Source organism: Blautia sp. AF17-9LB (assembly GCF_003479185.1).
Taxonomy (GTDB): domain Bacteria; phylum Bacillota; class Clostridia; order Lachnospirales; family Lachnospiraceae; genus Fusicatenibacter; species Fusicatenibacter saccharivorans.
In genome coordinates, this window is sequence record NZ_QUGU01000025.1 from 1 (window position 1) to 19,791 (window position 19,791).

At 45.0% G+C, this 19,791-nt stretch carries 20 protein-coding genes; 6 read left to right on the top strand and 14 right to left on the bottom strand.

The features are described from left to right. The 4 genes from DWX00_RS18425 to DWX00_RS18440 all read left to right on the top strand — a co-directional run. A partial coding sequence (locus DWX00_RS18425; protein WP_243038055.1) for an IS256 family transposase occupies positions 1-920 on the top strand: 920 nt, incomplete at its 5' end. Beyond that, positions 889-2,361 carry a Y-family DNA polymerase gene (locus DWX00_RS18430; RefSeq protein WP_118595969.1) on the top strand — a complete coding sequence of 491 codons (1,473 nt, stop codon included), beginning with the start codon at positions 889-891 and terminating at the stop codon, positions 2,359-2,361. The genes DWX00_RS18425 and DWX00_RS18430, both read left to right, overlap by 32 nt. An 11-nt stretch (positions 2,362-2,372) precedes the next feature. Further along, the gene (locus tag DWX00_RS18435) at positions 2,373-2,825 is read left to right on the top strand and encodes a YolD-like family protein (protein WP_118595970.1); all 453 of its coding nucleotides are present in this window, start codon (positions 2,373-2,375) and stop codon (positions 2,823-2,825) included. Positions 2,826-2,999: 174 nt separating this feature from the next. Beyond that, on the top strand, positions 3,000-3,191 hold the full coding sequence (locus DWX00_RS18440) for a DUF6219 family protein (protein WP_118595971.1): 192 nt from the start codon (positions 3,000-3,002) through the stop codon (positions 3,189-3,191). Positions 3,192-3,256: 65 nt separating this feature from the next. Here DWX00_RS18440 and DWX00_RS18445 read toward each other — a convergent pair whose 3' ends face one another. The 9 genes from DWX00_RS18445 to DWX00_RS18485 form a co-directional block, all read right to left on the bottom strand. Further along, complete coding sequence (locus DWX00_RS18445; protein WP_147398283.1) at positions 3,257-3,580, bottom strand: hypothetical protein; 324 nt, start codon at positions 3,578-3,580, stop codon at positions 3,257-3,259. A 111-nt stretch (positions 3,581-3,691) separates the two neighbouring features. Next, positions 3,692-4,465, bottom strand: coding sequence for a hypothetical protein (locus tag DWX00_RS20235; RefSeq protein ID WP_243038056.1), 774 nt, complete (start codon positions 4,463-4,465; stop codon positions 3,692-3,694). A gap of 1 nt (position 4,466) precedes the next feature. Continuing rightward, positions 4,467-4,850, bottom strand: coding sequence for an SMU1112c/YaeR family gloxylase I-like metalloprotein (gene gloA2, locus DWX00_RS18455; RefSeq protein WP_117497672.1), 384 nt, complete (start codon positions 4,848-4,850; stop codon positions 4,467-4,469). A 136-nt stretch (positions 4,851-4,986) separates the two neighbouring features. Further along, a complete protein-coding gene (locus DWX00_RS18460) occupies positions 4,987-5,313 on the bottom strand; it encodes a hypothetical protein (RefSeq protein WP_118595973.1) in 327 nt (108 codons plus the stop codon). 66 nt (positions 5,314-5,379) lie between these two features. Beyond that, on the bottom strand, positions 5,380-5,994 hold the full coding sequence (locus DWX00_RS18465) for a hypothetical protein (RefSeq protein ID WP_118595974.1): 615 nt from the start codon (positions 5,992-5,994) through the stop codon (positions 5,380-5,382). Between the two features lie 148 nt (positions 5,995-6,142). Further along, entirely contained in the window at positions 6,143-7,132 is a 990-nt protein-coding gene (locus tag DWX00_RS18470; protein ID WP_118595975.1) for an acyltransferase family protein, read from the bottom strand. Between the two features lie 6 nt (positions 7,133-7,138). Continuing rightward, positions 7,139-9,007: a recombinase family protein gene (locus DWX00_RS18475; protein WP_118595976.1), complete on the bottom strand. Its 1,869-nt coding sequence runs from the start codon at positions 9,005-9,007 to the stop codon at positions 7,139-7,141. Next, complete coding sequence (locus tag DWX00_RS18480) at positions 9,004-10,653, bottom strand: recombinase family protein (protein ID WP_118595977.1); 1,650 nt, start codon at positions 10,651-10,653, stop codon at positions 9,004-9,006. The genes DWX00_RS18475 and DWX00_RS18480 overlap by 4 nt, the downstream gene beginning before the upstream one ends. Before the next feature lie 171 nt (positions 10,654-10,824). Continuing rightward, positions 10,825-11,103 (bottom strand): DUF6870 family protein, encoded by a 279-nt coding sequence (locus DWX00_RS18485; protein WP_242699444.1) that lies wholly within the window; start codon positions 11,101-11,103, stop codon positions 10,825-10,827. A 398-nt stretch (positions 11,104-11,501) separates the two neighbouring features. Here DWX00_RS18485 and DWX00_RS18490 point away from each other — a divergent pair, with 398 nt between their 5' ends. Further along, on the top strand, positions 11,502-11,900 hold the full coding sequence (locus DWX00_RS18490) for a plasmid mobilization protein (protein WP_118595978.1): 399 nt from the start codon (positions 11,502-11,504) through the stop codon (positions 11,898-11,900). Next, the gene (locus DWX00_RS18495) at positions 11,863-13,452 is read left to right on the top strand and encodes a relaxase/mobilization nuclease domain-containing protein (protein WP_118595979.1); all 1,590 of its coding nucleotides are present in this window, start codon (positions 11,863-11,865) and stop codon (positions 13,450-13,452) included. The genes DWX00_RS18490 and DWX00_RS18495 overlap by 38 nt, the downstream gene beginning before the upstream one ends. A gap of 107 nt (positions 13,453-13,559) precedes the next feature. On the opposite strand, the gene DWX00_RS18500 is transcribed toward DWX00_RS18495, so the two are convergent. From DWX00_RS18500 to DWX00_RS18520, 5 genes are all read right to left on the bottom strand, one after another. Next, complete coding sequence (locus tag DWX00_RS18500; RefSeq protein ID WP_118552717.1) at positions 13,560-14,138, bottom strand: GNAT family acetyltransferase; 579 nt, start codon at positions 14,136-14,138, stop codon at positions 13,560-13,562. Beyond that, a complete protein-coding gene (locus DWX00_RS18505; protein ID WP_118552718.1) occupies positions 14,135-14,320 on the bottom strand; it encodes a hypothetical protein in 186 nt (61 codons plus the stop codon). The genes DWX00_RS18500 and DWX00_RS18505 overlap by 4 nt, the downstream gene beginning before the upstream one ends. A 145-nt stretch (positions 14,321-14,465) precedes the next feature. Next, complete coding sequence (locus DWX00_RS18510) at positions 14,466-15,248, bottom strand: YodL domain-containing protein (protein WP_118595980.1); 783 nt, start codon at positions 15,246-15,248, stop codon at positions 14,466-14,468. Then, entirely contained in the window at positions 15,248-15,487 is a 240-nt protein-coding gene (locus tag DWX00_RS18515; protein WP_118595981.1) for a transposon-transfer assisting family protein, read from the bottom strand. The genes DWX00_RS18510 and DWX00_RS18515 overlap by 1 nt, the downstream gene beginning before the upstream one ends. Beyond that, positions 15,484-19,770: a DUF3849 domain-containing protein gene (locus DWX00_RS18520; protein WP_118595982.1), complete on the bottom strand. Its 4,287-nt coding sequence runs from the start codon at positions 19,768-19,770 to the stop codon at positions 15,484-15,486. The genes DWX00_RS18515 and DWX00_RS18520 overlap by 4 nt, the downstream gene beginning before the upstream one ends. Between the last annotated feature and the right edge of the window lie 21 nt (positions 19,771-19,791).

Genomic DNA, 19,791 nt, shown 5'->3' on the forward strand with positions numbered 1-19,791 from the left:
TTTCCGATATTGATCAGAAGATCATTTCCATGTATGCCAAAGGAATGACTACCCGGCAGATTTCCGAAACCATCGAAGATATTTATGGCTTTGAAACTTCTGAAAGCTTTATTTCTGATGTGACTGATAAGATCCTGCCACAGATCGAAGACTGGCAGAACCGGCCACTGGACGAGGTCTATCCCATTCTCTACATTGATGCAATCCATTATTCTGTAAGGGATAATGGCGTGATCCGAAAGCTTGCTGCTTACGTGATTCTGGGAATCAACACGGAAGGAAAAAAAGAAGTTTTAACCATCAGTGTTGGCGATAACGAAAGCGCAAAATACTGGCTTTCCATTATGAATGAACTGAAAAATCGTGGTGTCAAAGATGTATTAATCATCTGTGCCGATGGTTTAACCGGAATCAAAGAAGCGATCGCAGCAGCTTTTCCAAAGACGGAATACCAGCGCTGTATTGTACACCAGGTAAGAAACACGTTGAAATATGTCCCGGATAAAGACAGAAAAGCCTTCGCTACGGATCTGAAAACCATTTATCAGGCCACAGATGAAAAGAAGGCTCTGGCAGCCTTAGAGCGTGTAACAGAAAAATGGACACCGAAATATCCGAATTCCATGAAGCGCTGGAAGGATAACTGGGACGCAATCTCGCCGATCTTTAAATTTTCAACGACGGTCAGAACGGTGATTTATACTACAAATGCTATTGAATCCCTGAATTCTACCTACCGGAAACTGAATCGCCAGAGAAGCGTATTTCCAAGCGATACAGCTCTATTAAAGGCACTGTATCTTGCCACATTTGAAGCTACGAAGAAATGGACCAGTACGATCCGCAACAATATAACAAGAACGCTGTCAGAAAGGAGGAAAACACACGATGCAACGCACATTTCTTGCAATAGATCTTAAAAGCTATTACGCGAGTGCGGAATGCGCCGCTCGACACCTCGACCCGCTTACCACAAATCTGGTCGTGGCGGATTCCTCCCGCACTGAGAAAACCATCTGTCTCGCTGTGTCTCCTTCCCTGAAAGCCTATGGGATTCCGGGGCGCGCAAGACTATTTGAGGTCATGCAGAAGGTCAAAGAGGTCAATGTGAATCGGTTAAGGGAAGCAGTACGATTTAAAAAAGCTGTGTATAGGGACGGTAAGCCATCCTTCTCCTCTGCCTCCTATGATTCCTTATCCCTTGCCGCCGACCCGTCGCTCGAACTCTCTTACCTTGTTGCACCGCCCCGGATGGCATATTATGAAAAGGTGTCGCGGCAGATCTATGGCATCTATCTCAAGTATATTGCCCCGGAGGACATCGTGGTTTACAGTATCGACGAGGTGTTCATCGATGCCACCTCGTACTTATCCCACTACAATATGACAGCACACGACCTTGCCATGACAATGATCCGGGAAGTGCTGTATACGACTGGCATCACAGCCACCGCCGGGATTGGTACCAATCTATATTTGGCAAAGCTGGCAATGGACATCACCGCCAAGCACGCTGCGCCGGACAAGGATGGGGTCCGCATCGCCGAACTGGATGAAGAGAGTTTCCGTTATCTCCTCTGGGATCACAAGCCGCTCACAGACTTCTGGATGACCGGCCCCGGCACCGTCAAGCGGCTAGAAAAGCACGGCATCCATACGATGGGCGAACTGGCCTATTTCAGCACCGTCAATCAGGATATCTTATATAGGGAATTCGGCGTTGATGCTGAACTGCTGATCGACCATGCCTGGGGCCTGGAACCCTGCGGCATGAAAGAGATCAAAGCCTACAAACCCAGCACCAACAGTATCTCCGAAGGGCAGGTACTTTCCTGCCCTTACCCATACGACAAAGCCAGAATCATCGTCATGGAGATGGCTGACAGCTTAGTATTGCAATTAACAGATAAAGGACTGGTTACGGATAGCCTGACGTTGGATGTGGGCTATGACCGGGAAAACTGTGACAGCGGAAAGTACAAAGGTCCGGTACACATCGATCACTACGGCCGCACCGTTCCGAAGGGTGCTCACGGCAGTACGAAGCTGGATACCCCGACCAACCTCGGCAGTATCCTGATCTCCGCCACAACGGAGCTGTTTGAGAGAATAGCGGATAAAACCCTGACGGTAAGACGGATCACAATCGCTGCCAACCGTGTGGTCAAAAATGAGGGATTCTTCCAAGTCGACCTATTCACGGACACCACCAAGCTGGAAAAAGAGAAAAAGCTGCAGAATGCGATGCTGGGACTCAAGAAGAAGTTCGGCAAGAATGCCGTTCTGAAAGGAACCAACTATCTGGACGGCGCTACGATGAGGGAGAGAAATCAGCAGATAGGCGGCCACAAGGCTAAATAAGGAGGGAGAACATGGACTACAAGAACACGCCGGAAGGCAGAGCCGTCCAAAATAAGTATGGCAAGATACTCCACGCTTCCCGTCCGGAGCCACCGCACGATCATCCCCGGATGCCGATATCAAATCGGGCTAAAATCTTCTCTCCTTTTGCTGCCTTACGAGGCTATGAGGATGAGATTGCATCTGAGGGCAGGGATCACCTTAAAGGAAATAGAATCGAACTGTCTGAAGAAGGTAAGGAAGCTCTAAGCCAAAAGATCAGCCAACTTCGGAAGGGACAAAAGGTCACAATTAGATATTTCACGGACGGCTATTATGAGGATGTAGTCGGAGTGCTGGATGCTGTGGATACGATAAACAAAGAACTGCGAATTTACACAGGATTTATAAATGATACCGGCAAAGAACTGCCGACTATTATTGCTTTTGAGGATATAATAGAGATTGAGGTGAATATGACTTGAATTACTATTTTTGCGATGCCTGCCGCTACTGCTTCTCTGCTGAGAAACTGCCAGATCGATGCCCTGACTGCGGAGCACAAACTTATAAAGAGAAGTCAGCGGTACGTTTAGCGAGTAAAATGGAAATAGAGGAACTGCTCAGAATACGGAAAGAAGATAAGGAGGACACACAAAATGAAAGCACATAAATATTGGTCACTCGGCGCACTTGCCTGCATGGCAGGGTGCTTCTACACAGGCTGCAAGAAGCTGATGCAAGCTCACAAGTATTTCGCTTGTGGCTCTCTGATCTGCATGGGCATGGCAATCTACTCCGGCCACAAAATTGCACCGAAGAAGAAAAAAGCTGAAAAGCCTGAAAAATAAGAACACACGCCCTCGCCGCAACAAGCGAGGGCTTTTTTGAACTTCAGGAGTTCATTTTATTTTCGTTACAAACTATACACTTCCATCATAAGTCGTATCCCGACTTTCAGTCCTTCCTCAAAAGCGGTCTTCTCCCATGCACAGCACACCGTTCCCTGCCGGTCCATGATCTTCTCCCAAAGCGGAATCTTATCTCCGACGTAGTCATCTACCAACCTATCCATACCATCTAGCCCACGCAGCCACTCTTCCAGTTCCTTTTCCTTGGCCTTTGCTGCTTTCCCGGCAACTGTGTTTTTCTCTACTGGATTATTCTCCGTGTAATGCTCGTAGATCAGATCCAGCAGATTCTCCACCGGCGAATAATATTCCGGCTTCGTTTTCTTCATGTACTCCTCCAGCATTTCTTTCAATTTTTCTATAATGCTACCATCCTTCCCAACTAAGATTCATATCCTCAATTACGGCACATATTACCGCACACCTCTGTACATAGCAACCTATTTTTTGCGGTTTTTGGGATGTCCCATCTTCTCCTTTACCTCGTCTGGCACATCAATCAGCCCGAACCGATAGAATATTCCGTAGATGTAAGTCACTCCCCGGATATCACCCAGAGCTTTCGGGCGGTCTACTACTTCTTCTTTTATATTTCCCAGTGCCAAAACTATAGAACTCCATGCCAAACTCTTGCTCTTCTCCCGTCTGTCGATCCACAGCTCTTTTGTGTACTCGCCGTTCCTGCCTTTTTTAATTTCGTAAGAGAATGGTAATCCAGAATAAGTTTTGAATTTCACACCAGCATAAGCCAGAACCACTCCCCAGAAGTTCTCTTCTGTCGGATGAGTTCTCCACCGCTTCATCGCTCTGTATCTCCGCTGCCGCTCTGCTCCGACACTGATCTTCTCTTTTTCTGCTGTGCTTGGGAAGTACACACCTTTCCGATATGGCAGGTACGAGGTGACGGAAGCTTTGGAGAGTTGAAGAGTATTTGCGGTTGAGAGGATGGCGGTTTTGTAGTCCTGTGTTTCTCGGTATTCTTCAAAAGTGTTTTTTACTTTTTCCGCCACCTCCGATTCATACACACCTGCCGTGATAAGCAGCTTCCGTACCTTGATGGGATTTAATCCCAGCTCATCGCCGATGGCCTGCAAGGACATCTCAGAATCATAAAGTGCCACAGCACTTTCCATCTGCTCTTTCAGATTTTTCCCGGCATCGTACTCTGGCTTCAACTTCTTCCGGCCACCGCCTGGTTTTCTTGTTTTCTTCATTTTACTCGTGCAGCTCCAACGGCAATCCGTCCGGGTCATGGAAGAAAGTCATCTTCTTGCCGGTGTAATCATCCACACGAATTGGCTCACATTCAATTCCTACCTCTGTCAACTCATTCACTGTCTGCTCCACGCTCTCCACACAAAATGCAAGGTGACGCAGCCCACAGGCCTCCGGGCGGTTCACACGCTTCGGCGGGTTTTCTTCTGCAAAAATCTCCAGCTCTGTGTGTTCGTTAACACGCAGATCTAGCTTCCAATCTTTACGCTCTGGACGGTAGTTTTCTCTGATAACAGAGAAGCCCAGCTTGTTCACATAGAAATCCTTTGCGGCTTCGTAGTCAGATACGATAATTGCAATATGATGTATTTTTGATAAGTTCATTTCTTTCACGCTCCATTTCTTATAATTATGTTTTCTTTTATTTTCGTTATAAACTATACGGCAATCTTCAAACAATACCGTGTGAACTCCTGGAGTTCAGTTTGTCCACACGGCATTTATTTTTCTTGGGTTCTTGTTATTTCAGCTTTTCCAGAATCTCATCTGCACTCATGCCACTTGCCAGCAGCTTCTTCAGTACACTCTCGGCTTCAGCCTTCTTAGCTTCTTCAGCGGCCTTAGCATCTGCCTTTGCCTTCTTCGCTTCCAGGGATGCCACTTCTTTTTCGGCCTTCTTAAGAGTAGTCTTCTTCTCTTTCAGAGCGTTCTTCTGCTCTTCAATTGTTTTCTGGATGGATACGATCTCGGTGGTTAAGGTTGTGATTTGTTCTTGTTTTTCAGCTATTTGGGATGCGTAGTCGTTATTGGTTTTTGGACGGTTTTTGCTGCCTTTTGTTCTGGGCATAGGGTATCAACCTTTCTGTTATGTATTGTGATTTTGGTATAGCACTGTGTTTAGGTGAGGGCAATGTTAGTTTTCATCATCGATTATTTGGCATATTTCACCATCTATGCAAGCAAACATTTCCCCCATTGGAGTAAAGTGATATGTCCAGTTGTCAAGCTCAAACAATTCCGATTTTTTGTTCGGAACATCTGGCTCATTAGAGTTTGCAATCTTGCTTAAGTATTTCATCTCAAGCAAATATAAAGCGCCTAATGCATAAAGAACATTCTTTTGATTAGCCATCTGTATATTTGCATAACGACTATGTTTAATCTTACAAAATCCATCCCAAAATGTAAGTGACTGTGCTGGATTTGCCGCACTCCAGCCCTGATATGGCAGAAATTCCATATCACGCTCTGGAATCAGAATTTTCTGATTCACAATATCAGAATAATCATTTAACACAAAGGTGCAATAATCATTCATGTTTTTTCGATCTTCAGCTGCAAACCCACAATACACCTTAAAGAAATTATCTAATTCTGCTCCAATTGATTGCAACAACAGAGCATACTCATTAGAAAAGGTTCCTGCGTTTTGCCAATCCAACTCAATGTAATTCAATGTGTTTTTAAACTTTTCTTCTAACACAAGATAATAACGCCAATAATGTTGTAAGAATTCTTTTCGTGTCATACATCACACCGCCTTACATTTTCAATTTTCTTTTTCGCACATCTTCGCCGATCATCGAACCATACATTCTTAAATCGTTGCCTGCTGCTCACCACGGAGAGGTGTGTGATTATTACGAGCAGCGTAGGGAGCTTCCGCTCCCAGTATATCACAATTTGGGCAATCCGAACAGTTTTCTCATGGCTTTATACTTATTGAAAATCAATGTAAATACTATAGGAATGCCAATACCAATTACCACATACATAACTCTGCCATATTCAAAAGCGTCTTTCCAATGATTCAATGGGATATGCATAAACATGATCGGAATAGTTGCTTGCCCGCAAAGTGCAAAGAAACGATTCAGGCCATCAAGCCAGTTGATTTTTTCCATCCAATAAATTATCCTTGCAAATACCATTCCAAATGCACATGGAATCAATGCTGCCGATATAAGTTCTTTGTAATACACAGGCTTCATATCGAAATAGTAAAGCCTATTACCGTCTGTGTAAATAAACCAGCAGAATATAACCAAAGCAACGGCAACAGCTCCTGCTGCCAAATCATATTTTCTCGATTCAAATTCTGATAGCTGTTTGATCTTATCTTTATAAAAAAATCCGATGCTTAAATAGATAAGTGCCATTAGGGATACGTCTAAGTTCCACGGAACACCCGGTGATTGTAGCAAATGAATCTTGTCAATAAGATGTGATTCGATTACCGATATCCCCCCCCCGATTAGAGCAATGCTCTTTATGGTTCTATCGGAAAATTTCTTTAATAAAGTAGAAAGCAAAAACAGCGTAAAGAGGAAACAGGTTATGTACCAGTAAACCCCCGTTACTGCTCGACCGCCCCAAAGAGCATACATCCAGTCATGTACAGAGAGTGTCTTTCGTACAAGCAGCATATCAAGCATTAAATATATCATGTACGGAATTATCAGATGCTTAATCTTTCCCCTCACATACCCAGTCTTTAATAATTTCTCTTGTCTTATGAGAAAGCCAGAAATCACGAAGAAAAGTGGCATGTGGAATATAAAGATAATATCGTGAACTATGTCCGCTTGTGCATGCGCAACAACCACTAATATAATTAAAATTCCTTTTGCAATATCAACTGATTGCGTTCTGTTACCGTTTTCCATTTGTCTTTACCTTTTAATTTTCGCTTTGACAATTCCTAAAAAGTATTTAAACTCATCAGTTCTTGCAAAAACTACAATATAGAACAAGTTAATGCAGATGCATGTAACCGCAACTTTAAGGAAAAAGCCAATCCAACCACTCAAAGCAATCACATAGTTACAAATCCAGAACATCGTGCCCGCACTTATCGCTGTCAATAGAATGTATTCTCCGAACAACAGGAAATACTTTTTCAGGCTGACCCCAAACTTTTTAAAAAGCAAATACGGCTCGTACCAGAAATTTGTTGTAATATTACTTACAAATGTGCCAAGCAGGACTCCATATATTCCCATCTTCATCGGTCCAACGAAAAGTAGCGATACAGTTAAATTAATAATAGCTTCCGCAATACACTTCGGCTTCAGCTGCTTAAACATGCCATATGTATCATTGAATGTCAAAAATGTATTTCTGATGAGTCGCATGTACAAGTTCAGGCAAACAATGAACACAACCTTCTCTTCCAGCAGATACGATTCTCCAACCCAAAGAGTTATAAACGGATTCACAAGAGCAAAGAGTGCCGCACAAGAAAAAGATACCAGCCAAAAATTAACGAACCATATTTTTCTGAAAGTCTTGTACACCCTATCGTTGGATTCAAGTGCCACAAGATTTCCAACGCTTCCAGTCAATGCTTCAAAAATCTTTGAGAGAATTGTACGAAGTATTGTCGTAAACAGAGTATCCATAAGTGTTCTTGCCTGTTCCCGATAAGGGTTAAGTGCAATATTCTGGCATCGCTTAACTTCATCTTTGTCCGATTCCAGTAATCTGCCAATATATCTTGCCTGCTCCTGCGCTGTTTTTAATGAAAATCGAATCACATCAAAAACTTCAGTGCTTTCAATATAGGGTGCTTTTCCACTAAAGCACTTACATTTTCTGTCAAAAGAATATATCTGCCTTGTTTCGTCCTCAGTCGTTCTGCACAACAAGCGTTCTCCACTTGCCCGGTCATATATTTTCTTGATAAGGATATTGGGCGTTGATCTCCGTTTAGGAGCAGGAAGTTTAACCGAATCATTGATTCTTTCCTGCACCTTTTGAAAATCTTCCTCTGATACGATTGGTGGAACTTCCATCTTCTTCTCAGCACCGGACAGCTTCAATGTGAGCTTTCCAATATAGAGTGGATTCACCAGAATAGAGCGAATTGTCGTGACAGGCCATTTTGTTTTCCTCGTCACCTTTTTATTTCGAGTCATCTGAATTTGCGGCGATGGGACATTTTGTGCGTCCAATGCCGCTCCGATTTCTTGAAGCGTCATTCCTTCCAGATACATCTGAAAAATCAGTTTCACAATGTATGCGCTTTCCGAATCAAGCACAAAGCTCCTACGATCTTCTGATATGTCATAGCCATACTTTGCCTGCCGATGTGTCAGCACTCCTTTCTCAAAGCTATCTTGTCGGCTCGCCATAAATTCAAATCGGATTTTCTCAATGACTTTTTCCTTAAAATACTGTTCCACTTCGTCTGCTGTTCGGTCTGTACTGCAAAAATCATCCTCAACAACAGCAAACTGAATACCAACCGGATAAAAAGTTTTCTGTAATACCTCAATGGCAAATGGCAATGTCTTGCCAAAACGGAAGATGGAATCAACGGCAACCGCATCGAATTTTTGTGTCATGCCGTCCTGCACCATTCGATCAAAACCATCGGCTGCTTCTGCCGATCTCTTGCGGTCACTGTACTTTTCCGATATTCTGTACCCTTTATTTTTCAAGTATTGTTCAATATTTGCATTCTGTTCTGCAATCGTATTGGCAGGATTTTCTTCTCCGATTCTGCTGGAGATTGACCTTGTGTAGCTTACCCATCTCATTCTTCTGCCACCTCTTTCCCGTTATGTGCCTGATATTCCATGAATTTTTCTGTAATGCTGTGTAGTTCGTCCTCAAAGCAGAAGTGAATTTCAATTTCTTCCTTACTATGAATGTCGATATGGTCGATCAGTTCTACTACCACCCGCCGTTCCAGCGTTTTAATGTGCTGGTACTGTTTCAGTTCTTCCAACCAGCCGGGAAGCATCGTATCATGCTTGACTGCCTCCTGCTTTTTATCCTGAATCGCCTGAATTTTGTCTTGCGCCTCTTTTATCTTCTGCGCAAACCGGGCATTCATCTCACTGTACTCTTCCTTGCTGACAACATCATCGCAGAAATCCTGATACAGCCGAACTTTCAAATTACGGTATCGTTCCAATTCCGCTTCCAGCGCATTGATTTGTCCATCCAAAATTTTCACGCCAATCTGTTCACCGCTTGCCAGGTCTGCATGAGATAACACCTGCTCTGCTTCAACAAGAAGTGCAACCTGATGCCGGATTGCCGCCAAAACACTTCCTTCCAGCTTCTCACCGTTTATCATGTGCGGAGTGCAATCTCCGCCATTCTTATAGGTAGAACAGTGATAGTATTGATATTTCTTTCCTTTCTTCGTCACCGTGCGTCGAATCATGTTCTGCCCACAGTCGGCACAGCGCAGAAAACCCGATAAAGGATAAACTGTTTTCTGACTGGGCGAAGTGCGCGTATCCAACTCCATCAACTGCTGCACCTGTTGGAACTCACCTCTACTGATAATCGCGTCATGTGTTCCCTCGACACGAATCCAGTTTTCAGTCCCAACATCCTGACTCTTTTTTATTTTGTAGTTGATTTTCCGACGTTTGCCTTGAATCAAGGTTCCAGTATAGGATTCATTCTTCAGAATCCGATTGACCGATACCACTGTCCATTTTTGGTTTAGTCCCGCTCGAAACCCGCAAGTATAATTGAATCCGCTGGCCCGCTTATACTCATTTGGTGGCAGAACTCCCAATTCATTCAGATGATTTGCAATGTGCTGTGCGCTCATCCCGTTGAGCTTCAGCTTGAATATTTCCTGCACGATGCCCGCCGCGTATTCATCTATAATCAGATGGTTTTTGTCTTTCGGGTCTTTCTGATACCCGTATCCTGCAAAACTGCCGATGAATTGTCCTTCCTTCCGTTTTACATCCAAGTGGCTTCGGACACGCATGGAAATGTCCCGGCAATAGGTGTCGTTGATAAGATTGTTGAACGGAATCAGGATACGTCCCTTATCATCATTTTCTTCTGCACTATCATAATGATCATTGATGGCGATGAAGCGGACTCCCATAAATGGAAAGATTCTTTCCAGATAACGTCCTGTTTCAATGTAGTTTCTGCCGAATCGTGATAAGTCCTTGACGATGATACAGTTGATTTTCCGATTCTCAATGTCCTGCATCATCCGTTTGAAATCCGGGCGTTCAAAATTCGTACCGCTGTATCCATCGTCTACATACTCATCGACCTTATGCAGTTCCGGGTGCTTTCCCAGATAATCGTTCAGTAAGGCTCTTTGATTTTTGATGCTGTTGCTTTCCTGCTGATCGCCGTCCGAACGTGACAATCGAAGATACGCAGCACAGCGATATTGTCCATTTTCCTGAAAAAACATAAAAAGCCGATAACCTCCTTAATCTATTTGTCGTTCTGACAATAAACCAAGAAAATTATCGGCTTTAGTTAGCATATTCTGTTTTGACCCAAAGCCATTATCTCATATTTCGCGGTCTATGTCAACGCTTTAATGTGTTAAAGTGTAAATTTTCTTCTGCTTTCTTCTTTTTTATCTCCGATGCGTCCGTGCGCATTTTTTCAGTGTGTCCTCTAATCGGTTCTCTCCTGCAAAGCTGATCTTCACTACCATGCCCTTGTCGAGATAGCAATAAGGGTTCTTGATCTGCGAAATGAAATCGACCATCCGCTCCCGCTGCGACAAGTCTTTTCTAATTTCCACTTCGTTGATGTCTACCAGTTCCTTGCGGTTCACATTACGGAGATCGGTCTGCGCCATCTGGCGCAGGCTTTCCATGGTGTGATAGGTTCGTGCAGTTGTTTCGGTCATTCACTCATTCCTTTCTGTTTTTTGGGTGGTGTGTCAGCCTCTTTCACTTATAGAATTGGAGAAAGGTCATTTCGCAAGGTATTTCAAAAATTTTTTTGATTTTTTTCAAAAACACCTTGCGAAACACGCTCCGCCCGATTCTAAAGATAGAAGAACCCGAAAAATGCGTAAGGCTACGGCTTCCACCGTAAGTAGCGCAAGATTCGCCTGCGTAGACCAAAAACTCCCTTACGGGATTTTTGTTCTCTGGCAATCTTGATGGGGATTCCGTTCCCCATTCCCACGGCACGCGCAAAATCACAGATTTTGGCTATCTGGCTTCCACTAAAGTGGTCGCAGCCGACCGCCTACGGCTTGTCGGGATAAATCTTTTCTCAAAAAAACAGGAGGATACCACTATGGCAAGACCAAAAAACAAGCAACCCATTCAGAGAACCCACGATATTCATATCCGTTGCAGCGAGATGGAATATGAAATCGTATCCGGCTACGCTGAAAGTGCAGGACTACCCACCAGCACATATATCCGAAAGTGTTTTCTCAAGGAAGCACCAGCAAGCACTCATTACATCGTTGCGGACACATCAGAAATCCATCAGCTAGTTACAATCGCTGCTGGTATCGGAAACAATCTGAATCAGATTACCCGCTATTTGCACAGTGGTGGAAAAATTACCGTCAGTATCGTAGACGAAATTAAAAAGTGCATCACAGAGGTTCGGGAACTCCGTCGAGAAATTGTTCACTTGGGAGGAATCTATGGCAATCCTAAAACACTTCGCAGTAAAAAACGCTGACTATGGTGCTGTTATTGATTACTTGAAATACCAGCATGATGAATTTCACCTCGTTCCCATCCTTGATGAAAACGGCAATTCCATGCTCCGGGATGAGTTTTATTTTGATGGATTGAACTGCAATCCTGAAGCATTCGATCTTGAGTGTGAATTGCTCAACCAGCAATACCATAAAAATCAAAGATATGATGAAATCAAATGCCACCATTACATTATCAGCCACGATCCCATGGATGTTGCCGATCATGGTTTGACCGGGGAGCAAGCACAAGCTATTGGCATGGAATATGCCAAAGCAAATTTTCCTGGGCATCAGGCACTTGTCTGCACTCATACAGACGGCAGCAACAACTCCGGTAATATCCATACCCATATCATTATCAACAGCCTACGAAAAGAAGATATAGCCTCTCAGCCTTATACTGAACGTGCCATCGACTGCAAGGCAGGATATAAGCACCATCTGACAAAAGAGTATCTCCGTCATTTACAAAGTTCTCTTATGGACATCTGCCAACGTGAGGGATTATATCAGGTCGATCTGCTCTCTCCTGCTGCAGAAAAAATCACACAGCAGGAATATCATGCCCAGCGCAGAGGACAGCTAAATCTTGATATGGCCAACATGGAGATAATGGCAGAAGGCATCGCACCCATGAAAACCAAATTTGAAACCAACAAAGAAAAAATCCGCAATGCCATCAACGACATTGCGGAACGTGCGAAATCTTTTGAAGAATTTCAGCGGCTGCTCAAAGCAGAATACGGAATACAGGTCAAAGACCATCGGGAGCGATTCAGCTATCTTACATCGGATCGGCAGAAGTACATATCTGCCCGGAAACTGGGAAGCCACTATGACCGAGAATACCTTTTGCAGCTCTTTGAAGAAAATGCACTCGCCGCTGAACAGAATCAGGCACAATGGGTGCCGGACGATCCTATCACCATTCTGTTCATAAAATCCGACCTGCGTCTTGTGGTTGATTTGCAGAACTGCATTAAGGCCCAGCAAAGCCGAGCCTATGCCCAGAAAGTAAAAATCAGCAACTTGCAGCAAATGGCTAAAACTGTTGCCTACATTCAGGAGCATGGGTATGATACTCAGGAAAAATTGCAAGATACCACAGATACGATTCAGTCCAAAATGGCAAAAGCCCGCAGCGATGCCAAACTCACTGAAGCCAAACTGAAAAAAGTGAACGAACAGATTCATTATCTGGGACAGTATCTTTCTACAAAATCGGTCTACACTGATTTTCTGAAATCCACCAATAAAAAGGATTTCCGGCAGAACCATGCAGATGAGATTGCCAAATATGAAGAAGCGTTGCAATTTCTAAAGCAAAATTCACCAGACGGGAAACTTCCAACTATGAAAGACCTGCGTTCTGAAAAAGAACTTCTGGTACAGCAGAAGGACACACAATATGAAACCTATCAGTATTTCAAAGACTACCATCGTGAATTGCAAACCGTCTGCTCTAATGTTGCGAGCATCTTAAATCAGCCTTCTACACAGAAACGAACCAAAGACGAACACACACTTTAATAGAAATGCCGCAGACAAGAATGTATAACTTGTTCTGCGGCATTTTTCTCCGCAAAGAAAAAAGAGGTGGTTCAAATTGAACCACCCCTTATAGTGTTACGGATATATCAGAAGAGTCTCAGCAACTGGATGTACTTCATCTGGTCTTTGTCCGAATAGCGTTCACCAAATACTCGGAATCTGTTTTTCTCATTTTCATAAAATGATAATAGCTGCGGTCTTTCTTCACACTCCAGATAAACAACACCGCCACCAATTTCTCTCTGAACTGCCACCAGAATATTCATGGTCATGTCCATCAGTTCATTGCCAGTGACTTTTTCTTTATACCGATCATTCTTTCCGAATTGCGCAATCAAGAATGCTGACAGCATATATGTATTAGATTGTTCATCCAATTTTGCGTGTCGCTCTATCTTCTTCCGCATTGAGCCGGATAAGCCCTCATTTGTAAGTTGCACCGCTTTATGTGTCAAAGCGAAAAATGCCACCAAGTTACCTTCTTCGTCAACCACCAAATAGGTAATTGACATTTTCCGTTTTGCAAATTCTAAAGCATTCTTTTTTACATAATTTTCAATTTCAAAATTCTTATGGCACGAAAAATCGGAAAGGATGTTTTTGACGGCATCCTCTCCGATTGCATCTACCATATCCAAAATGTTTACTGCGTTATACTGACTCACTTTGCTGAAACCCTCTTTGCCATCAGTTTACGGATTGCCTCTATATCAGTCAACGGCGGTTTAACTGGCGAAGTCGGCTTCCATGCAGGATCATGGCTGGATGTTTCAAGTGCATCAATAAACTTTTCCGCTTTTTTCGGGTCATTGATTACAATGTTTGTAAAAATACTCGACGTAGCCATTCATAACACCTCCTATTCGTATTGTTTGGCTCTTTCTTCGTATTCTTCTACTTTCTCATTTATATTATATCCTCTATGCGCTAAAAAATCAACTCCGCTATTCCGTGTTTGAAAAATTTAACTCTTATGACACACTTTTGCAATTTCAAGTTTTTCTTGTTCGTTCCTGCTGCTGAACCTGCGCATTGTCCTTTCGCGCTCTTTCCGCCTGTTTGATATGCAGGCGATCCAGAACAGATACCCTGCCGCCGATCACTCTGGGCTTCTTAGGCACATTGTTCACACAGCCGTCTATCATGTTGTAGTTCTGCTCTGTGCCAGACTCCCTTGCTCTTTCTGCTGTGCCATTCTCCAAAAATTTTTCATGGTGGAGCAGCTCCCGGACTTTTCGGACGGTCGCATTATCAAAACCACTGGAAGTCGTTGTCATAAATTTTCCATCCGACTGTACTACAATGCTTGGCAGCAAGTCCGGTTTCTGATCACTCACCATCAGCACAAAGCGTTGCTCGTCTATGGTTTTCTCATCTGTTACCGTCCACGTTCCTTTCTGCCCCTCCACCTGATAACCTTCCTCATTCAGAAGCAGATATTCACCATTTGGCAGCTTCGTGAAAAAGCCATTGAACTTGATAAGTTCCTTTGGATTCACATAATAGGACTGCGTTTTGCCGCCAATGGATGTTACAATCACATCACTGACACCGAATTTTCGGACTCTGAACCTATCAGGATTCAGCTTTTCCATGCGTTCCCGAATCTGCCCCGGTGTAACGCCTTGAATCAGAGATGCTTTATAGCCCAGAACATAGTTCTCGCTTGTCACCATAAAGCTGTTTTCAATCTGGTACTCATACGGGCGGCAACGATAGTCCCGGCTCTTTTCCAAATCATTGATCTGGTAAATCATAAAAAGATTAGCACTCATCACGCTTTCTCCTCTTCCGGGGCATCCGGTCTGTATAAATCCAGTTCCAGATTCTTGAACTGCTCATCCGGCAGATTTTCCATTTTAGAAATCACCTGCTCCACCAGCAGCCTGACTGCCATATCATCTGCAACATAAGGAAGAACCTCTTCCAGTTCCTTTTTCGTGTTTTCAGCCGTGTCCTGCTCAAACATTGCCATAATCATCAGTTCGTTCTCATCAAAATGCACCTTGCTCACAGTTCCATTTCTCCTTTCTTCTTTGCCTTCTTCGGTTTTGCCTGTTCCTGATTGGATTGCTGCTCCTGCGCCTTTTTGCGGTTCTTCAACGCTTCACGGACAGACTGCCGGGTGTTGGGGCGTTCTTCCAACTCCTTGCTTGCCTGCCGCTTTTCCAAAAGTGTTTTTATATCCGAAATTGCTTTCTGCACCAGCGGGCTTTCCCGGTAATGCTGGATATGGTTGACGACATCTGCCTGCACTTCTCCGCCTACCATCAGGTCAAACATTCCCGAATAGATGCTTCCATCCTCAAGAGAAAAGCCAATGCTCTTGATTCCGTTCATCCGCTCTGCCGGAATCTTATCGTAGACTTCCAATGCCTGCTCCAATGTCAGATTGTCATGGAACTCCCCCATCACCGGGAACTCTGCACACTCTGCTACATAAAAACTGATGGTTGCTTCTGGTGTGGGCTTCTCTGCCGCCAGCTTTTCTTTCAAAGCTTCTGCCTGCTGTTCAGCGACCGTATCAGCTTGTTCCCGCAGTTCTGCTGCATCCATGACCCTGCCCTCTTCTGCATTGCAGCCGAACTCTGTAAGCAGTTCCGTCATGGCTTCTTGTACAGACTTATCCCCATCCGTTTCAAGGATGCCGCCATCCCGTTCTGTGAAGTTCTTATTATATAAGGTATAGTCGAAACCATCGTCACAGGTCTGGATATGGAAATAGGCATCCGGCAATTCATAGGCCAGTTCCACATCCTGCACGGCTAAGGCTCCCTGTAACGGCTGGACAACATGATTCTGGATATACTGGTTATCCCAGCCCGGAACCGTTTTGTAGTTCTCTACGATGGTGTCAATGCCGTTCTTGCACTGTAAAATATCCAGTGAACCCGGCAGAGGATCAGGATTTTTTTCCACGCCCAAGGCTTTCATGTAATGGTTCGGAAGTGCCTGATACTGCGACATTGCATCATCGAGATTTCCGAACCGCTCAATTTTCAAAGGAGCATCCTGCAGATTTTCGACCACATAGAACTGCTTTACAAAAGGCTGCTCCTGTCTTTTCTGCGCTTCCAGCTCATTTCGGTACATCGTCACAAAGCCATCCAGAATAGCCGGATGGTTGTCAACCACCCAGTCTGTGCGGAAGGTCATGCGGTCTGCATTATGCTCCGGGGTGCTGACCTGCTCTGCCCATTCCTTATTGCCGTGAGAAAAGCGGTCATCGTAACTTTTATGGTGCAGAGTATTCGCCAGAATGTAGCCCACACGCTCCATGCCGTACTGCCGCACCACCTGATCGACCGCGCCATCGCCAAGGTACATCCCATCATAGTTGTCCGCAATCGCTTCATGGATTGCCTGCTTGCACTCAGTGTTCAGCCGATAGGATGTGCGGTATAAATCCACCTCGTCATTTTCTTTGGCATAGCTGAACGGCTCGTAGTAAACAGGCACATCCGAATAGTCCTGTGCGCTGTTGTCCGGCACAGGCACAGTCTTTTCAATGATCTCCGACACCACATCTTCTTTTTTCGGCATATTCCATTTTTCAGAGAGATATTTCTGTACGGCCTCCTGAAAATCTTCATCGAAGCCGTTCCACAAATCCTCTGCCACCAGTTTGCCCTGCTCATTGACTGCAACGCAGGCCGCCATATCGCCGTGTTCCTCATGCTCCAGCAGGAAGAACTTCTCGCCGCCGACTTCCGTTTCATCAACAGCATACCATGTGCCGATATGCCCCTCGACTGCGATGTGGTCGGAATCGCCGTGGATCAGACCACTTCTTTTCTGCTGCTGTTCCTCCATAAACTCTCGCACGGTCAGTTCTGCACCTGTGAAGTTCAGACCTTCCTCGCCAAGTTCCAGCCGCCCGTCTGCGCCAAGGTCAAGTTCTTCTGCCATAAGAACAGATGCCGCGTGGTTCACCACCACATTTTTCTCCACTGTAATGGGCTGGCCGGGGTCGTAGTCCGAGCCGCGCAGATCATAGCGATATAAGCCCTTCGGTACTTCTTCATCCCGCAGTCGGCCATTGCTGAAAAGACCGGGCTTATCAAAGATTTCGATTTCCTGCAATTTTTCGTTCAAAAGGTTCTCTTTCTGCAAATCCATATTCCTTTCCTTGAAAAAATCCGACAGTTCCGCAAAACCGATACTGTCCACATAGTAGGCTTTGACCGTACTGCCATCATTGAGTACCACCACATCACTGACCGACAGCGAATGACCCGTAAAGTCTGCCGGACACTGGATATTGAACCGTTCGTAAATGGCTTCCAGCGTATCTTTTTCCGTAAGAGGCGCGGTATAGACCAGTTCATAGTCTGCACGGTTTACTTCCATCCCGTGCCGTTTTACAAAATCCAGATTCATAAAGCGGTAGTCATGTTCCGGGTCACGGGCAGTGATCTGGTAGATGCCAAACTGTTTTTCACCGCTAGAAAGCAGCTTCTGCTCCTTGACCAGCGTATCCAGCCGAACTATCAACTCTGCCGCCTTTTCTGCAGACTCTCCCTCTGATTCCTCCACTGCGACTTGCAGCCATTCCCTGATCGGCTGAATATCCCCAGCCTGAATCTGTTCTTTCAGTGCTTCAACCGCCTGCTCTCGATTCTCCACGCTATCCTTATAGTGGTAGAAATCGAAGTCAAAGGCGAAATCATCAAGGTCTGCCGCCAGCTTTTCAACGGGTGCTTTCTCGCTGTTTTCCATTGCTTTCTGCTTGTCCTTTTCCAAATCTTCCTTGGCAATCTGGAAATAGTCACTTCCACGCTCGATTTCTTCACGCCCTGTAACAAGAACCGGCCACGGGCTGATACGGATAAGATAAATCTGCTTGCCCTCATCAAACAGCCGCAGAGCCTGCTCCCGGCTTATCACCGCCAATGCAGCGTCCGGGCGGGCATATTCATCTTCCAGATACTCTTCGTTTTTTTCCAGCAAAATCGCACTCCATGCGTCAGCCTTGATTCCGAAAATGCCATCATGCTGTTCGATTTCTTCCTGACTGGCGAAATCTCCTGCCGTACCATCCTGAAACAGTGGGTAAATCCGTTCGCCCAGCCGATGCCACTCCCGTGCGCCTTCCTTTGTCAGCGGCAGAACATCATCTTTCAGATACCCGTATTCGTGCATTTCCGAAAGACCGATCATGCCATCCGGCAGATTTTCGATTTTCTCTTCTGCTTCCCACATCAGGCGGTTGACTTCTTCCGTGTTTTCTGCCGCAATCGCAGCCGCCAGATTATTCGCCAGTTCTTCCGTTGCCGCCCGATCATCCAGCTTGTAAGCAAAGTTCACAATGAGATTTCGCTGGTTGTTGTCAAAAATGGTTTTATCCTGTTCCTTGTCCGCAATCAGCTTTTCTGCGTATTCCATCGCTGTCATGCGCTCCACACTCCTTTCTGCTACCGCCGTTTCCAGCTTTTCAAGAAAATTAGCAGCGGTCAATCGAATCGTATCCATCGAATCTTTCAATTCTTTCAGTTCCTTGCCGCTTGCCCAGCTTGCTACATACGGGAACGAGTAGTCCGAAGTATCAATGCCAAGTGCCGAGCAAACCGTAAATGCAATGCTTTCCGCTTCTGTTTCTTTGGTAAGCTGGTCTTTTTCCTCGCCGCGCTGTTTCATCTGGTCGCTGTCATGCAGCATGGCATGAGCAACCTCATGGATCATCGTCTTGATGGTCTGGCTCTCACCCATATCGGCACGAACACAGATTTCTTTGTCCACGTGGCTGTAATAACCTTTTGCGTTGCCCTCGATCTCTCCAAAACGAATTGGCACAGGAGATACCTGTTCGATTGCCTCTTTCAGCAGGGTATAATCCTTGACACGGGCAGTCAGTTCATTTACTTCCAGCGTAGGGAGCGGCTCTCCGTCTGTCTGGGCATAATCGAAAACCGTTGTTACCCGGAACCGGGGAATCACCCTCTCCACCACTTCGATTTCCGGCTCTCCGTTCTCATTCAGCACCGTAAGCCCGGTGTCCTTGTCGATTTTCTCCCGCTCTTCCCGTTCCTTTACCGGAGCAGGTGCGATGATCTGGATTCCCTTTTCACCCTTTTTCACATAGCGGTTAAACTTATTTTTCCATGCGTTATACCCAGCCACCAACGTAGCATCTGGACGCTGCATTGCGATCAGCAGTGTATTATTGAAGCTATAATTATGGAACTTCGACATTGTGAGCAGGTACTTCGTATACATTTCCGAAGTAAAAATGTCCTTTACGCCCTGCTCCAACCGTTCCGTGATTTCTTTGAGCTGGTCTGCCCGCTTATCTGCCATTCATGCCCTCCTTTACAAAAT

What these genes read in the sequence shown, in the direction of transcription:
- DWX00_RS18430 (WP_118595969.1), top strand. Translation starts at nt 889, where the DNA reads ATGCAACGCACATTTCTTGCAATAGATCTTAAAAGCTATTACGCGAGT.
- DWX00_RS18435 (WP_118595970.1), top strand. Translation starts at nt 2,373, where the DNA reads ATGGACTACAAGAACACGCCGGAAGGCAGAGCCGTCCAAAATAAGTAT.
- DWX00_RS18440 (WP_118595971.1), top strand. Translation starts at nt 3,000, where the DNA reads ATGAAAGCACATAAATATTGGTCACTCGGCGCACTTGCCTGCATGGCA.
- DWX00_RS18445 (WP_147398283.1), bottom strand. Translation starts at nt 3,580, where the DNA reads ATGAAGAAAACGAAGCCGGAATATTATTCGCCGGTGGAGAATCTGCTG.
- DWX00_RS20235 (WP_243038056.1), bottom strand. Translation starts at nt 4,465, where the DNA reads ATGAAGAAAACAAGAAAACCAGGCGGTGGCCGGAAGAAGTTGAAGCCA.
- gloA2 (WP_117497672.1), bottom strand. Translation starts at nt 4,850, where the DNA reads ATGAACTTATCAAAAATACATCATATTGCAATTATCGTATCTGACTAC.
- DWX00_RS18460 (WP_118595973.1), bottom strand. Translation starts at nt 5,313, where the DNA reads ATGCCCAGAACAAAAGGCAGCAAAAACCGTCCAAAAACCAATAACGAC.
- DWX00_RS18465 (WP_118595974.1), bottom strand. Translation starts at nt 5,994, where the DNA reads ATGACACGAAAAGAATTCTTACAACATTATTGGCGTTATTATCTTGTG.
- DWX00_RS18470 (WP_118595975.1), bottom strand. Translation starts at nt 7,132, where the DNA reads ATGGAAAACGGTAACAGAACGCAATCAGTTGATATTGCAAAAGGAATT.
- DWX00_RS18475 (WP_118595976.1), bottom strand. Translation starts at nt 9,007, where the DNA reads ATGAGATGGGTAAGCTACACAAGGTCAATCTCCAGCAGAATCGGAGAA.
- DWX00_RS18480 (WP_118595977.1), bottom strand. Translation starts at nt 10,653, where the DNA reads ATGTTTTTTCAGGAAAATGGACAATATCGCTGTGCTGCGTATCTTCGA.
- DWX00_RS18485 (WP_242699444.1), bottom strand. Translation starts at nt 11,103, where the DNA reads ATGACCGAAACAACTGCACGAACCTATCACACCATGGAAAGCCTGCGC.
- DWX00_RS18490 (WP_118595978.1), top strand. Translation starts at nt 11,502, where the DNA reads ATGGCAAGACCAAAAAACAAGCAACCCATTCAGAGAACCCACGATATT.
- DWX00_RS18495 (WP_118595979.1), top strand. Translation starts at nt 11,863, where the DNA reads ATGGCAATCCTAAAACACTTCGCAGTAAAAAACGCTGACTATGGTGCT.
- DWX00_RS18505 (WP_118552718.1), bottom strand. Translation starts at nt 14,320, where the DNA reads ATGGCTACGTCGAGTATTTTTACAAACATTGTAATCAATGACCCGAAA.
- DWX00_RS18510 (WP_118595980.1), bottom strand. Translation starts at nt 15,248, where the DNA reads ATGAGTGCTAATCTTTTTATGATTTACCAGATCAATGATTTGGAAAAG.
- DWX00_RS18520 (WP_118595982.1), bottom strand. Translation starts at nt 19,770, where the DNA reads ATGGCAGATAAGCGGGCAGACCAGCTCAAAGAAATCACGGAACGGTTG.